This is a genomic window from Bacillus sp. ISL-34 (assembly GCF_018613325.1).
Classification (GTDB): domain Bacteria; phylum Bacillota; class Bacilli; order Bacillales; family DSM-1321; genus Peribacillus.
Window position 1 is genome coordinate 307,044 of record NZ_JAGGQJ010000011.1, and the last position, 14,077, is coordinate 321,120.

The following is a 14,077-nucleotide window of genomic DNA, read 5'->3' on the forward strand; positions in this document are numbered from 1 at the left end:
TCTCCTTACTTGATTATGTTATTTCTTATCTCGCCCATGATGCGGATGGCTGCGAGCTGTTCCTCTTCAGTGATCCCTTTCAAGATTTCCTGTTCGTATTGATCGATTGTCACGCGGACTTCACTGTAGATCTTTTTGCCAAGCTCCGTAAGCCGCATCCTTTTTTCGCGTCTGTCTTTGCCTGGGACATGCTCGACATACCCCAGCTCTTCCAAGCGGGCTATGGTTCTCGTAATTGTGGGTTTCTCCACACTTTGGTAATTGGCAAGCTCTACAAGCGTCGCCGAACCATAATTGGTTAAGTAATATAAAATGGACCATTGTGCCCTGTGTAAATCATGCTTGTTCAGCTGGATATTAAGATTATTTTCAAATGGACGGTACAGCAGTAATAATTGCTGAAAGAATTTTTGGTAAGTCTTTATCAGAAACACCCCTTATAATCAATATATAGTTACCGTGAGTAATTGTTACCCTGAGTAACTATAATATCAAAATAAATCCATTCTGTCCACTCGGATTTGTATTGAGGTAAAAGAACCAAACTCATGAGTAACGTCGAAATTTACGAGTAAAACGTCGAAACTCACGAGTAAAACGTCGAAACTCACGAGTAAAAGGCCGAAACTCACGAGTAAAACGCGGAAACTCACTAGTAAATGCCAATTCACGAGTAAAATGCCCAAACTCACGAGTTAAAGGCCCAAAATGTAATATAAGCCATTTCAGGAGTGAAAAAGCGGGAAGAGTTGGAGATTGGGTGGGATGTACATTGTTTTTGTATAAGCGATAGGGAGCGAGTGTGTATGCCAATTCCCGTAATAATGTAGATGAGATCACCAAAAAATTATGGGGTAGAGGAGTTATACGAAGATCCCTGATCGGATGAAGAGCGAACTTGCAGCCCCTTAATCATAAGTGATAGTTGGCATAGCTATAATGGCCGTTATGTCCATCTTTACCTTTCTCGGGTTGTTCGGGTTCTGGGCCAAGTGAAAAGGCATCAATCAATATGAATGCACCGAAAACTTGGGTCCAGCTGCCAAGTAAAAGTATGTGTTCTCCTATCCGTCGTTTTTCATTTATTATGAAAATATTTCCTACCGATTCCAAAAAAGAACCGGCTGCAATGAGTCCATTTCCCTTGATCTCAAGAGAGCGTGAAATGGACTCCTCCGTCAATGATGCCCCGAATGCCTCAAAAGCTGCACCTAGGCCTTGGATTCCGCTGCCGAGTGCATCGGTTCTGGTGCCCTCTTCCTCTGAACCACTCAACTGTATATCTATTCCAACTGAATTTGCGATATTTCCAACAGCCTCAAGCCAAGCACCGAATATGAAATAGGTTTCCGATCGTTCATTTTCAGGGTTCGGCATTTTCGAACGGCCGATTGCCTGCAGCGAATTTCCAACGGCTTCGATGCCATTCCCTTTGAGGACCAGATCTTTTCCGAGGTTAGTCCCCGTTAAAGTTTGCCGGGTTTGCCCGATTGCACCTACAAGTGTTCCGATGCCAAGTAACCATGCTCCTGAAATAAGGAGGTCATCTCCATGAGTGATCATATCCCAAACGCTCCTTAAAAGTGGTTATAGTATATTATTCAGGAAACAGTGTTTGTTTACATATAGCTTTAACACCGTGAGCTCTGGTTGAAAATTACCTATTTATTGGTATAATGGCAGCTGGAGGAGATGATATTGTCTTTTAATAATTTATTGCAAATGATTATTACTGCACTTTTCTTTATGGTTTTTACGTTTTGTACCTGGTATGAAGGAAGTGAAATTCTGGATAGACCTTGGGAATGGAAGTATTCCACGCATTTCACACAAGTAAATGATGATCAGGCAATGGATGCAGAAGATATTTCGAATTTCGATTATTTCGTGTATGCCGCAAAATTCAAACCGTTATTTCCATTTCTTATGGTCATCACAGCATCATACTTAATCATGCTTACGGGATATACTTTATCCAAAAAAAGTATTAAAAAAATGGCTCTTTTCTTATTTGGATTGGGTATCCTTTTTCTGCTTTCAAGTGGTTTTGTATCCAATTCCCCGACTATTGGAGGAAATATCTTTCAAGCATTTTTTCTGATAGGCGGAATGATAGCCATATTAAGTGGAGCTCTATATTATTACCGGATGCCAAGAGGGTTCAATACATTAGTGAAGTAAGGAAGGCTGCCGATGAGGCAGCTTTTTTTGTGGAAAGATGACACAAAATAACGAAAAATAATAGTCATTTTCGCGAAATTCTTAGATTGAACTTCACTGAAATGTAGTTTATATTTAAGTCGAAATTGAGTAGACCAGTTGCTATATCACCAGCGGTGGACCCTTATCGGTTGGATATGCAGTTAAAAGCAAGACCTACTGTTTCCGGTAAAGAAGTGTGATGCAGTTGGGAAAAATTTATCCAGTGATTGAAGAATAAAGCGAAAAGGTGATAATATGTCAGGCAAAATTAAAATTGAACAGCCAAAGATCCCCCAAAACTTAACTCAAGCGAACTTTCAGGAAATATATTACCAAGATGAGCCTTATCTTGAGTCCTGTATCATAACCAATTGCACGATCGATAGAGAAAAGATGGATAAAATCGTATTATCACAGGTCGTCTTCAAAAATGTGACATTCAGCGATGTATCATTCAGGAATATCGAGCTGACGGATGTCATTTTTGATCATTGCGATTTGACGAATGCCGATTTCATGGGTGGCTCAATTCATCGGGTGGAATTCAAAGAGTCCAAACTATTAGGCATTAACCTGTCTGACGGAAGTTTAGGAAATGTCTCCTTTGAGAATTGCAACTTGAGTTTAAGTGCTTTTGGATATTCCGGTTTAAAGCAAGTGAAGTTCGATCATTGCTCATTGGAAAGTGCTGATTATTATGAGTGTAAATTCATCAAAGTGAAGTTCGAAACTTGTAGGTTAAATGAAGTGAACTTTTCCCGGACACCGCTCAAAGGAATTGATATTAGCAGTTCTACATTTCAAAGGCTTACCGTATCCCCGGAGGATTTAAATGGATGCGAAGTTTCCCCGGACCAAGCGATAGTCTTTGCAGCCATGCTTGGACTGAAAATTAAAGAGTGAACCTTTTTAAGATGAAAAAAGACTTAGTGGAGAGTAAACTTCGCTGGCGGCGAGATCTTTCAATAAAGTTGAAACGAGGGACTACCGGATTTGGTGGTCCTTTTTGAGTCGGCTTGTCACTAATTAAGGGAAGTTTTATTGGAGATTTGTAGTAAAAATGGGTAGCGTGAATAGAAATATATAAATTTCGGAAAGTATGGAATATTTGCACAAATACAGGATTACTTTACAATATTTGTTAGGTGGAAGGGGGATTGAACGTGATTATCAATAAGGTCACTTTGTATAGTCATGCATGGGATGAAATGCGGAATTTTTATGTTGATGTGTTAGGATTTGAGTTACTATCGCAAACTGGTGATGTTTTTGAAATTAAGGCAGGGGAAAGTGTGCTTGAAATTAAAAAAAATCATCACAAGGGAAAGCCTTTTTACCATTTTGCCATGAACATACCGACCAATTTATTTACTTCGGCAAAAGCATGGGCGAAATCAAAAGTGGAATTGACTAGAGAAGATGATGACGACGAAGTTTATTTCAGCTATTCAGATGCACATGCTTTTTATTTTTTAGACCCTTCAGGCAACATTGTCGAATTCATATCGAGATATTCCGTATCACCCGAATCCGAGGCTGATTCTTTTTCAGCTCAAAACGTCCTGTGCATTAGTGAAATAAACCTTACGACAGATGAAGTCAGGGCTTTGGGAAATGAGTTGATCAATAATGGTGTACCTGTAAGGAATGGTGAAGCGATAAGTGAAGATGGATTGAATTTCATGGGGGAACATGAAGCAGGTTCGTTTTTACTTTTAGGTCCAAGGAAAAGGCGTTGGATTTTCTCGAATAAAGAGTCGGAAATCTTTCCGCTTTCGATAGTCATAAATCAGCAACTAGATATCTCATTGGATGGCGAAGGAATAATGGAACTGAAAAAAGTGGAATGATGTAGATTTATATTTTGGCCATAAACTTCATTGTACCGATTCAATCATGAAAGCGAACGCAGAAGCAGGGCTGCCTGCCATTGGAGAAACTTGATACTCCTAATAATAGTTTATTAATAATTAGGAGTATCACTTTTATTTAAATAAGGCTATATTAAAATTTTTAATAAATCTCCTTTGGTTCACAAACGTAAGTTAGCTGCATATATTTTATTTTTACTTAATAAATTCTCTAGAAAGCTACGTAACCACAATTTGGGCATACAGATGCTTTAGGGTTTGCAGAAACACTATTGAAAAGTCCTTTCTTTTGACTAAGCTTTATTCCGTACATTCCGCATTGAACATTTACTTTGCAATCATCTATCATTTCAGTTTGGCACTGATTACAAATTCTTTTCATTAAAATACTCCTTTTTCATTTAAAAAATACTTAAGTAGAAACACTCTGAATTCAATGTTTATTTTAACATAAATATCCAAAACACCTTATGGCATTTTGAAATACTAAAGAATAGTCATGTTAATAGCAGGAAGAATTGATAACTTAGCAGTCTAAAAGAAATTAACAACACATTTTAAATGTTCCTAGCCGAACATAAAAAAGAGGTGAATACTGCACCATAACCCAAGGAGCAAAGCCATGAAAAAAAGAAGCTTATTTATAGTGACGGGCGTGATCGTTTTCGGGATCATTGCCTCGATAGCATTGGTTTCTCAAACGAAAAAGAAAGAGTTCGCCGGTAAAAGGGCATTTCCCCAGCATACAGTCTATCAAGCGGGTACGATAAAACCCGACAATCTGTCACAGGAGGAGATGGATGCTGCCGTAGCGAACTTTTATGAAACTTGGAAAAATGAATATGTTAAGCAGCCTGCTGATAAAAATGATGAATATTATATTTATTACAATGATAAAGGATACGCAGAGCCGAAGAATGCAGTCACCGTTTCTGAAGCGCATGGTTATGGGATGATGATAACGGCAATCATGGCAGGCAGCAAGGACAAGCAGTACTTCGATGGGCTTTATCGTTTTTATAAAGCTCATGGAAGTGATAATGACCCTTCATTAATGGCATGGCAGCAAGTAAAGGATAAATCGGGTAAAATCATCAATACGCCAGGGGATGCCGATTCAGCAACTGATGGCGATATGGATATCGCCTATTCGTTATTATTGGCCGATCGCCAGTGGGGAAGTGAAGGGGAAATCGACTATCTTGCCAGTGCAAAGGACATCTTGGATGCGATCATGTCGAATGAGATAAATCGGCCGGAGTCCCTGGTTAAACTAGGGGACTGGGCGGAAGATAGAGATGAAGCATACGGACAATCGACTCGTTCATCTGACCTTCTTCTCAATCATTTTAAGACATTTGAGGCGGTAACTGGGAATGATGAATGGAAAGGAGTAACGGATAAGGCCTATGCGATCATTCATTCGATTATGAGGAGGAAAGCGGCAATACTGGTCTCATGCCGGACTTCATTGTACAATCCAAGGGAAAATTTCAGCCGGCAGAAGCTGACTTTTTAGAAGGGGAGAATGACCAATTATAGCTGGAACAGCAGCAGGGCCCCTTGGCGCTATACGCTCGATTTTTTACTGACTGGTGATGAAAGAGCGCTGCCGCAATTAGAGAAGATGAATGATTGGATTAAAGCGGAATCGGATGGCAACCCTGAAAATATCCAATCAGGCTATACGCTAAGCGGAAAAGCCGTGGAAGAAGGGAATAGCACTTGCTTTGTTGCTCCATTCATGGTGAGTGCCATGGTTGATTCCTCCAATCAGCAATGGATTAATCGGTTATGGAATCGGGCGATACAGGAACAAGATGATGATGATGACTATTTTGCCAATACGATAAAATTACAGACAATGATCGTGGCTTCAGGTAACTGGTGGGCGCCATGATACAAGGCAAGAAACTAATTAAAGCTGAAAAGGAGTTTGATGAGAATGATGAAGGTCACACCTTTCTTGATGTTCGAAGGAAATGCGGAAGAAGCAATGAATTATTACACATCTTTAATCGAAGGCTCGAAAATAACCAGCATGAAACGGTATGGTGCAAATGAATCAGGTACAGAGGGAAGTGTCATGCAGGCTACCTTTACCTTGAAGGAACAGGAATTTATGTGCATCGATAGCAATGTTAAGCATCAATTTACGTTTACACCTTCTTTTTCGATATTCCTTACATGTGATAGTGAAGAGGAAATTGACAGGCTTTATTCGAGCTTAACTGATGGCGGACAAGTGATGATGCCATTGGGTGATTATTTCTTTAGTAAGAAGTTCGGCTGGGTATCTGATAGGTTTGGCGTTTCCTGGCAGCTTACTCTCCCAATATGAATGAAGTGAAAAAGCCACTGGATAGGGGATTTTTTCATGAATAAACACTGATTTGTGGATTGCTAGATTAAAAAAGTAATATCACATACCTGTCGACGGAAAAAGAAGAATTTTTCATAAACAATCAACATAAACCGGGCAAGAGTTAGATAGTCCAGGATAAACCGTTTGTACTGTGAAGGAATTAATTATATATTAATCCTTGAGTACAATTCATGGATTAAAGTATAAAAGCCCGGAGGAGACAATCATGAAAAATATCAAAACTGAACAAGAATACCGTGAACAAATCAACCAAGAAGGATTGACGGTTGGGATTTTTACGACTACATGGTGTCCAGACTGCAAACGTTTAGACATGTTCATCGATGAGATCACTCAGGAACATCAAGACAAACAGTGGTTTACAATCGATCGTGACGAGTTCCCTGAGATTTCTGAAGAGCAAACGGTAATGGGAATTCCATCACTATTAGTATTTAAAAATGGAGAAAAGGTTGCACACCTGCACAGTGCAAATGCTAAAACGCCAGAAGCGGTCAATGAATTTCTAAATGACCTATAAAAGACCTTGAAAAGGTGAACCCCTTATTAGGCTGTAATAAGGGGTTCATTTTTTTTTTGAAATTTTTGCTAGAAAAAACTTGATTTCTAAGATGAATCGGGTTTTAATTATAGATACCGAATATCCATTATGGATATCGAACATCCACATACATACAGAAAGAGGTGAACTGATTTGCAATTAACAAAAGGGGTCGAGCAAGCTATATGCATCATTGTTATCCTCTCTACCCAGGATAAAAATGTACCGCTTTCGTCTAATGAGATCAGCAGGCGATTGGAGGTGTCACCTTCTTATTTGAAAAAAATCATAAGGAAATTGGTCGTTAAGAGAATAATCACTTCCGTTCCTGGTAATAATGGCGGCCTTACTCTTGCCAAAAGTGTAGATAAGATTAAAAACCTTGAAATTATTGAGGCGATGGAAGGCCCCATTTCGATGTTTCCGGATACGGGACTTATAGAAAAAGCGTTTAAAGATGGAGAGTATGCAGAGAAGGGGATGGACGTCCTTCGTCGGATGTTTTCTCGGGCGGATCAACTTTTGATAGAGTTCTTTTCCAGCCAAACGGTGGCAGATTTGCTGAAAGAAAGCTTTGGCACCACGGACATACCAACTCTTAATTGGAATTCAACATCATTGAGTGATGTACTGCGTGAAAAGAAAGGTGAAAAGAAGTGAACATGCTTAAACAAGAATGGAAGCTTTTCCTTACAAATCGAAAACTGGTCGGTGTCGCGATCGTTTTACTGTTCGTACCGATTATTTATGGGGGGGTATTTCTTAGTTCCGCTTGGAATCCATACGGAAATACAGGCAAATTGCCTGTTGCAGTCGTGAATAAGGATGTGAAGGCGGAATATGAGGGTAAAACCTTAACAGTCGGTAATGAGCTAATCGAGCAATTAAAGGACAATGATGATTTGGAATGGCATTTCGTAACGGAAAAAGCGGCGAAAAAAGGATTTGATGAAGGTACATATTATATGGTCGTTACCATTCCTGAGGACTTTTCGAAAAATGCTGCAACCGTCATGGATGATAAGCCAAAAAAAATGAATTTGACGTATGACGTGAATCCTGGACGCAGTTTCGTTTCTGAAACGGTCGGGAAACAGGCAACGAATAATTTGAAAACGGAAATTGCCGAAAGTGTCACAAAAGAATATGCGGAAGCGATCTTCTCCCAATTGGATGAAATCGGAGAAGGATTCAATGATGCAGCAGACGGGGCATCAAAACTGGATGACGGCGCAAAAAAACTGCATGATGGAAACAAAGAAGTGACGGAAAATCTGAGTAAATTAGCTTCCAGCACATTAACTTTTAAAGATGGAGCGAATAAACTTCAAATCGGCGTCGGCGAGTTTTTGGAAGGAGCCAACAAGCTTGAAAGTGGCGCATCGGAATTGAATATGGGAATTTCACAATATACTTCCGGTGTCGGTCAGTTGCAAGAGGGTGCGGACGAACTCGCATCAGGCACAGGGGAATTAACTAATAATAGTGAAGCACTTATACAAGGTTCATCCCAATTATCCACTGGGCTGGCCAAAGTGGTTCCAGGAGCGCGAACTCTAAATACGGGATTGGCACAAGCGCAAACAGGCAGTGCGAATTTGAATGATGGGTTGAATCAATTATCACAAAATGCAAGCCAGCTGACGGACCAATCGACAGGAATTCCAAAATTGGCAGCAGGTCAGCAGAGTTTAAATGAAGGAATCAATAAACTGGCAGAAGGAAGCCAGGCGTTAAATGACGGCCTGAAGAAAATGGATGGCCAATTGCCTGCAGAAGAACATCTGAGTCAGCTTAAGCAAGGACTGACAAGCATTCAAAGCGGTGTCAATCAATTGCAAGAAGCAGTTCCTGCAGGAAGCAGCACGTCCGGTACTGTATCCGCCATTACTGAAGACCTCCATAAAAGTCAATCGGCTTTAACGGAACTTCAATCAACGATTGCGAATAATGGTCAAAGCACGATCAATGCCGTTCAAAACACGGAAGCATTCAAAAGCATGACCAGTGAACAACAATCCGAATTAATCGGAGCGGTTCAAAATGAACTTCAAAACCAGGCGGATGCACAAAAACAAATCGCATCGACTCTTGCTGCAAGTGTATCAGACTTATCAACGCAATTAACGGATAAAGTAATGCCTGTATTGAATGGATTAGGCCAGCTTCCGGAACAAGTGGCCAATTTAAATAATGCGGTGAATAAAGTCAATCCAAACGCCGTTTCAGCGTTAAACGGATATGCGGCAATAAGGAACGCACTTGAAGAACAATTGATTCCGGGTGCAACCCAATTAAATGGCGGCTTGAATGAAGCTGTTGAAGGCAGCAATCAATTAACGGCGGCAACACAAAGTTTAAATGAACGGACACCAGAATTAGTGAAGGGGATCAACCAGTTAGCACAAGGCGGTTCCTCGTTGAATAATGGTCTTTCAAAACTAACTGAGGGATCTGGTCAGTTGGTTGATGGAGTTTCACAGCTTCAAGCAGGGTCAACCTCCTTCGGGGATGGTCTTGAGAAGTATGCGTTCGGTGTTAGCCAAGTTGGCGAAGGGGCAAACAAGCTTGCTAGTGGGGCCAATGAACTGAATGCCAACTCAGCTGCCTTGAACGATGGCTCATCAGCACTTGTTAAAGGCACTGAGCAATTGGCGAGCAACCTGCCTACTTTAAGCAATGGAGTCATCCAGCTTGCTGATGGGGCAGGTCAGATCAATGAAGGTTCATCAGCACTTGCTGAAGGTTCCGGTAAATTGGGTGATGGAATATCATCACTTAAAGATGGAACGGTCGAGCTTTCGGAAAAACTAAGTGATGGTGCAGAAGAAATAAGTGAAAATAAAACAACCGATGATAATTACAGCATGATTGCTGAACCGACACAGGTTAAAGAACAAAAAAGCAGTGACGTGCCGAATTATGGTCATGCACTGGCTCCTTATGTATTGTCTCTTGGTTTATTTGTAGGAGCTATTGCCTTCAATATGGGATTCCCGACAGGCTTGCCTTCTACAAGGCCTACATCAGGAGTGGCATGGTGGTTCAGTAAATTCACGGTTTTATTTATCCAAGCGACGCTTTCAGCATTAGTGTTGGATGCGATCATGATTTGGGGAATGGATTTGCAGGTCGAGAACATGGGGCAATTCATTGGGGTTTCCATTCTGACTTCCCTTACCTTCATGTTCATCGTTACCTTCTTGACAGTAGGATTTGGAAATCCAGGTCGTTTATTGGCGATGATATTCCTTGTATTACAGCTAGGTGCAAGCGGAGGGATGTTCCCTGTGGAACTGACCAATAACTTCTTCAGTCATGTTCACCCGTTCATACCGATGACATACTCTGTCATGGGCTTCCGTCAGGCGATGAGTACGAGCCTTGGAGCGGATGCATTGACAGCGAGTATAGTGTTCCTTACTGGATACATCATTGTCTTTAATCTACTGCTATTGCTAACGATGGTCATCAGGAAGCGCAAAGAACACAATATTGAGATGGATGCCATAAACGAATGAAAAAACTCCCGGTGCAATGCGCCGGGGGTTTTCTTGATCATGATTCTTCATCCGTATCCTTTTCTTTTTCGATGACTTTCAATCCATTTTCCCCTGATTTTTCAATCACATGTTTAAGGATGGATAATTTGTTATCCCAGAATTGATCGTAAAAAGAAAGCCACTGTTTCAATTCCGCTAAAGGTTCTGGCTGAAGCCGAAAGCGTTTCTCCCTTCCTACCTTCCGGCCACTGACCAATTCAGCTTCAGAAAGGATATGAAGATGCTTGGCGATCGCTGTACGGCTCATCGAAAAGTGAGAAGTGATTTCTGAAATGGGTAAATCCCCTTCAGCAAGCAATTGCAGGACCTTTCTGCGGGTTGGGTCGGCGATAGCCTGAAATACATCATGTTTTTCTGCTGCAGACACTTAGCCCTCAACAGCCTTTTTAAGTTTTGCATGAACGATTTGTTCCCAGCCATGATCCATTCTATCGCGAATCACTGAGCTTTTTTCGTTCGGTTTCGGAAGAATCGTTTCAGGCTCTTTCCAACCACCATGAATAAGGGTGAACTCCGTTTTGCCATCCAGTTCTTTTAAAATGAAGGTAATGACCCAACCGTCCGTATCCCAACTGAATGAGAGCCGATGAGGAGCATCTAACTCCATTACCTTACAAGGAGATGGACCAAAAGGTGATTGCACATGGAACTCATGTCCCACTTTCGGTTGAAAATCATTTGGCATGAACCATGAAGCTATGCCCTCTGCAGTCGAAACTGAATCCCAAACTTTTTGGATAGGTGCTTCAAGAATAACCGTCTTCTTGATATCCTGTAATGTATGTTGATTTTCCATACTGATTCTCCCTTTTAATTAAAGATATGAAACCAATTGGTTTTGCTTTGTTGATTATATAAAACCTTTTGGTTTCATGTCAATAATTTGTTTCAAGCGATACCTTTTTATTCATTGCAGGCTGCTTAATTACCCAACTCTTCGATTTGTTTTGCCAATCCTGTTATATTATCGATTGACTTCATTATCTCTGAGTTTTCCAATGCCTTAGGGTCAATTTGGCCTTTTTCAATATTATTCAAGTATAGTTCTATTCCGTCTGAAAGCTGTTGATTGGAGCTGACGATCTTCTCATGGATGCCTTCAGCGATTTGGGGTGGTTCAGTTGCATTGAATTCTTCAATCTCCGTTTTCATCAATTCCAGTTCTTTTTCAAGATTTGCTCTTGCTTCGGCATTCGTTACGGCATCCTGTGACATTGCGGGCACCTCATTGGCAAAGTCCTTAACGGTATTTACATACTCCGTCGCATTATCTGCATACTCCAATGATGAATTGACTTCTTCTAAAGCTGAGCATCCGCTTAATGTAATGATGGACAGTAAAGCAATGGTCATTATTTTTTTCATATGTGCCTCCAATGTGATTTTTTTAGTAATGATCAGATGGGCAGAAATCTCTTTTTATAAATCGCTGCAATCGAATTCAGTATGAAGCTTGGGATCTTCTTCGGAAAAAATGACTTAGAATAAAAAAGGTGAAAAGCACTTTTCAAGTCGTGCCACTGATTGCAGGATTTCACTTGCTTAAACCTTGCAACGTCAATGATCTTCACCTTTTTTTCGGAAGTGATGAAGATGTTTCGTAAATGGATATCTGAAGGATTCAATCCTTCTTTCCTTGCCAATTGCAGGGCATGGTCTATCTCTGCGATGTTTTCTTCCGTTATCGGGATTCCCAATGTTAAACATTCAAAAAGAGTGTTGCCTTCAATGTGATCTATAACCAGGTAATTTTCCCCCGCATCATATAAGGTTGGATAGTATTCGATGGATTGGACGGTATTGTATATTTCAGCTTCAACTTTAGCTGTGTGAGTATGATCCGGGAAAAACACTTTTAGTGCCTTATTGGTGGAATGTATTCGGAATACATATGCGCTGCGGCCTTTTCCGATCAGTGATAAAGATGGGTCGGCATCAAGCAGTATATGCTTTTTATCATCGGAAATCTTAACGCTTTGAGCTAATTCATTATAGTTCTGCATACTTTTCACCTCTATTGTGCAATTTTTCGAATCAAAAAAGACGGTATAACCGATTTTTGGTTATACCGTCTTTTGAAAATTAAAAGACCTCACCAAATAATCGGCAAGGTCTTGCAAACAACTAAAAACAGTTGCCAATAAAGCCGAGGATTCAATCCTGTACTGACGACTTTATTGTATAGCTACTCCCCTTAACAGAAGGATTCTTATAAGTTATATACAGTAATTATATAGGTTATTGCATCGATCCGTCAAATATAAGGATCGGTGCTTACCCTATATATATATTCGATTTAGGCAGAAAGATGCTCGTCTCATCATTATTAATTTGCTTGTTAAGTAATTATATCAATATACTTTATTTTTTATTATCGGCTTGTCGCGTAGGCTTCGTTGCGAATATTTCTATTTAATTACTTAAATGTCTATTAGTTTACTATTGTGTTACAATCTCCTCTATCTCCCTATAGATCTAAAGGAATATGATATATTTTAGATGAATGAGCATATTTACCTATATTATTATACTTATTTTAACCGATATTTAAATAAATGTTAAAAATATAATTCTTTAGTAGGGAGAATGAGATGAAGAAATTAATTATACCAACTTTCTGTTTTGCAGTGCTGTCTACAGTTGCCTTCGAAGAAAAAATATCTGCAGCTCCACTACATGCGGAACAGGCCAATATTGAAGACGTCATGTTTGTCCATGTAAATTCCGGTTCGCTCAATATGAGAAAATCCGGGGCGGAAGGTGCAAGCATAGTTGCAAAGCTGGCAAATGGCACACAGGTAACGGTGTATTCGGAATCCAAAGGCTGGGCGAAGATCAAAGCCAATGGAAAAGAAGGATATGTCAGTACCAAGTATTTATCGGCAGCGAAGCCAGGGACTTTAACGAAAACTGCAGTAACCATTAAAACGACAACGAAATATGTGAATGTGAGCACAGGTTCACTTAATATGCGAAAAAGCGGCATTGATAGTGCAAGCATAGTCACGAAGCTGAAAAGGGGCACACGGGTAACGGTGTATTCGGAATCCAAAGGCTGGGCGAAAGTGAAAGCCAATGGGAAAGAAGGGTTTGTCAGTACCAAGTATCTATCGGTAACGAAGCCTGGAACGGTAACCAAAGTTGCGGCGCCCGTTAAAACTACAACAAAATATGTGAATGTGAGCACAGGTTCACTTAATATGCGAAAAAGCGGGATAGATAGTGCAAGCATAGTCGCGAAGCTGACAAGGGGCACACAGGTAACGGTGTATTCGGAATCCAAAGGCTGGGCGAAAATCAAAGTCAATGGAAAAGAAGGATATGTCAGTACCAAATATCTATCGGCAACGAAGCCTGGAACGGTAAAAAAAGCTGAGGCAGCGGTTAAAACGACGACGAAATATGTGAATGTGAGCACGGGCTCACTCAATATGCGAAAAAGCGGAAAAGCTACCGCAAGCATAGTATCAATACTTTCAAAAGGTACGAAAGTGACGGTGTATTCGGAATCCAA

Annotated in this window: 16 protein-coding genes; 10 read left to right on the forward strand and 6 right to left on the reverse strand. The window is 40.4% G+C overall.

Features of this window, described 5'->3' with window-relative positions:
- Positions 1 to 5: 5 nt before the first annotated feature.
- Complete coding sequence (locus J7E52_RS11460; protein WP_214746363.1) at positions 6 to 425, reverse strand: MarR family winged helix-turn-helix transcriptional regulator; 420 nt, start codon at positions 423 to 425, stop codon at positions 6 to 8.
- 487 nt (positions 426 to 912) lie between these two features.
- On the reverse strand, positions 913 to 1,563 hold the full coding sequence (locus tag J7E52_RS11465) for a DUF6944 family repetitive protein (protein ID WP_214746174.1): 651 nt from the start codon (positions 1,561 to 1,563) through the stop codon (positions 913 to 915).
- Between the two features lie 135 nt (positions 1,564 to 1,698).
- On the opposite strand from J7E52_RS11465, the gene J7E52_RS11470 reads away from it, so the two are divergent.
- The 9 genes from J7E52_RS11470 to J7E52_RS11510 all read left to right on the forward strand — a co-directional run bounded on the left by J7E52_RS11470 (position 1,699) and on the right by J7E52_RS11510 (position 10,521).
- Entirely contained in the window at positions 1,699 to 2,181 is a 483-nt protein-coding gene (locus J7E52_RS11470) for a YjdJ family protein (RefSeq protein WP_214746176.1), read from the forward strand.
- Between the two features lie 276 nt (positions 2,182 to 2,457).
- Positions 2,458 to 3,105, forward strand: a complete 648-nt coding sequence (locus tag J7E52_RS11475; protein WP_214746178.1) for a pentapeptide repeat-containing protein — start codon at positions 2,458 to 2,460, stop codon at positions 3,103 to 3,105.
- A gap of 260 nt (positions 3,106 to 3,365) precedes the next feature.
- Entirely contained in the window at positions 3,366 to 4,052 is a 687-nt protein-coding gene (locus tag J7E52_RS11480; RefSeq protein ID WP_214746180.1) for a VOC family protein, read from the forward strand.
- A 643-nt stretch (positions 4,053 to 4,695) separates the two neighbouring features.
- Positions 4,696 to 5,592: a glycosyl hydrolase family 8 gene (locus J7E52_RS11485; protein WP_214746182.1), complete on the forward strand. Its 897-nt coding sequence runs from the start codon at positions 4,696 to 4,698 to the stop codon at positions 5,590 to 5,592.
- Positions 5,593 to 5,601: 9 nt separating this feature from the next.
- Positions 5,602 to 5,973: a hypothetical protein gene (locus J7E52_RS11490; RefSeq protein ID WP_214746184.1), complete on the forward strand. Its 372-nt coding sequence runs from the start codon at positions 5,602 to 5,604 to the stop codon at positions 5,971 to 5,973.
- 45 nt (positions 5,974 to 6,018) lie between these two features.
- On the forward strand, positions 6,019 to 6,414 hold the full coding sequence (locus J7E52_RS11495) for a VOC family protein (protein ID WP_214746186.1): 396 nt from the start codon (positions 6,019 to 6,021) through the stop codon (positions 6,412 to 6,414).
- Between the two features lie 250 nt (positions 6,415 to 6,664).
- Positions 6,665 to 6,979, forward strand: a complete 315-nt coding sequence (locus J7E52_RS11500) for a thioredoxin family protein (RefSeq protein WP_214746188.1) — start codon at positions 6,665 to 6,667, stop codon at positions 6,977 to 6,979.
- Between the two features lie 174 nt (positions 6,980 to 7,153).
- The gene (locus J7E52_RS11505) at positions 7,154 to 7,660 is read left to right on the forward strand and encodes an Rrf2 family transcriptional regulator (RefSeq protein WP_214746189.1); all 507 of its coding nucleotides are present in this window, start codon (positions 7,154 to 7,156) and stop codon (positions 7,658 to 7,660) included.
- Positions 7,661 to 7,662: 2 nt separating this feature from the next.
- Complete coding sequence (locus J7E52_RS11510) at positions 7,663 to 10,521, forward strand: YhgE/Pip domain-containing protein (RefSeq protein ID WP_286197687.1); 2,859 nt, start codon at positions 7,663 to 7,665, stop codon at positions 10,519 to 10,521.
- A 37-nt stretch (positions 10,522 to 10,558) separates the two neighbouring features.
- Here J7E52_RS11510 and J7E52_RS11515 read toward each other — a convergent pair whose 3' ends face one another.
- From J7E52_RS11515 to J7E52_RS11530, 4 genes are all read right to left on the reverse strand, one after another.
- Entirely contained in the window at positions 10,559 to 10,930 is a 372-nt protein-coding gene (locus J7E52_RS11515; protein ID WP_214746193.1) for an ArsR/SmtB family transcription factor, read from the reverse strand.
- Positions 10,931 to 11,359 carry an SRPBCC family protein gene (locus J7E52_RS11520; RefSeq protein ID WP_214746195.1) on the reverse strand — a complete coding sequence of 143 codons (429 nt, stop codon included), beginning with the start codon at positions 11,357 to 11,359 and terminating at the stop codon, positions 10,931 to 10,933.
- Between the two features lie 125 nt (positions 11,360 to 11,484).
- Positions 11,485 to 11,928, reverse strand: coding sequence for a DUF6376 family protein (locus J7E52_RS11525; protein WP_214746198.1), 444 nt, complete (start codon positions 11,926 to 11,928; stop codon positions 11,485 to 11,487).
- Positions 11,929 to 11,960: 32 nt separating this feature from the next.
- Positions 11,961 to 12,566, reverse strand: a complete 606-nt coding sequence (locus tag J7E52_RS11530) for a protein kinase family protein (RefSeq protein WP_214746201.1) — start codon at positions 12,564 to 12,566, stop codon at positions 11,961 to 11,963.
- A gap of 588 nt (positions 12,567 to 13,154) precedes the next feature.
- Between J7E52_RS11530 and J7E52_RS26915 the strand changes: the two genes are divergently transcribed.
- Positions 13,155 to 14,077, forward strand: a 923-nt coding sequence (locus J7E52_RS26915; RefSeq protein WP_286197670.1) for an SH3 domain-containing protein, incomplete at its 3' end; no start/stop codon positions are given.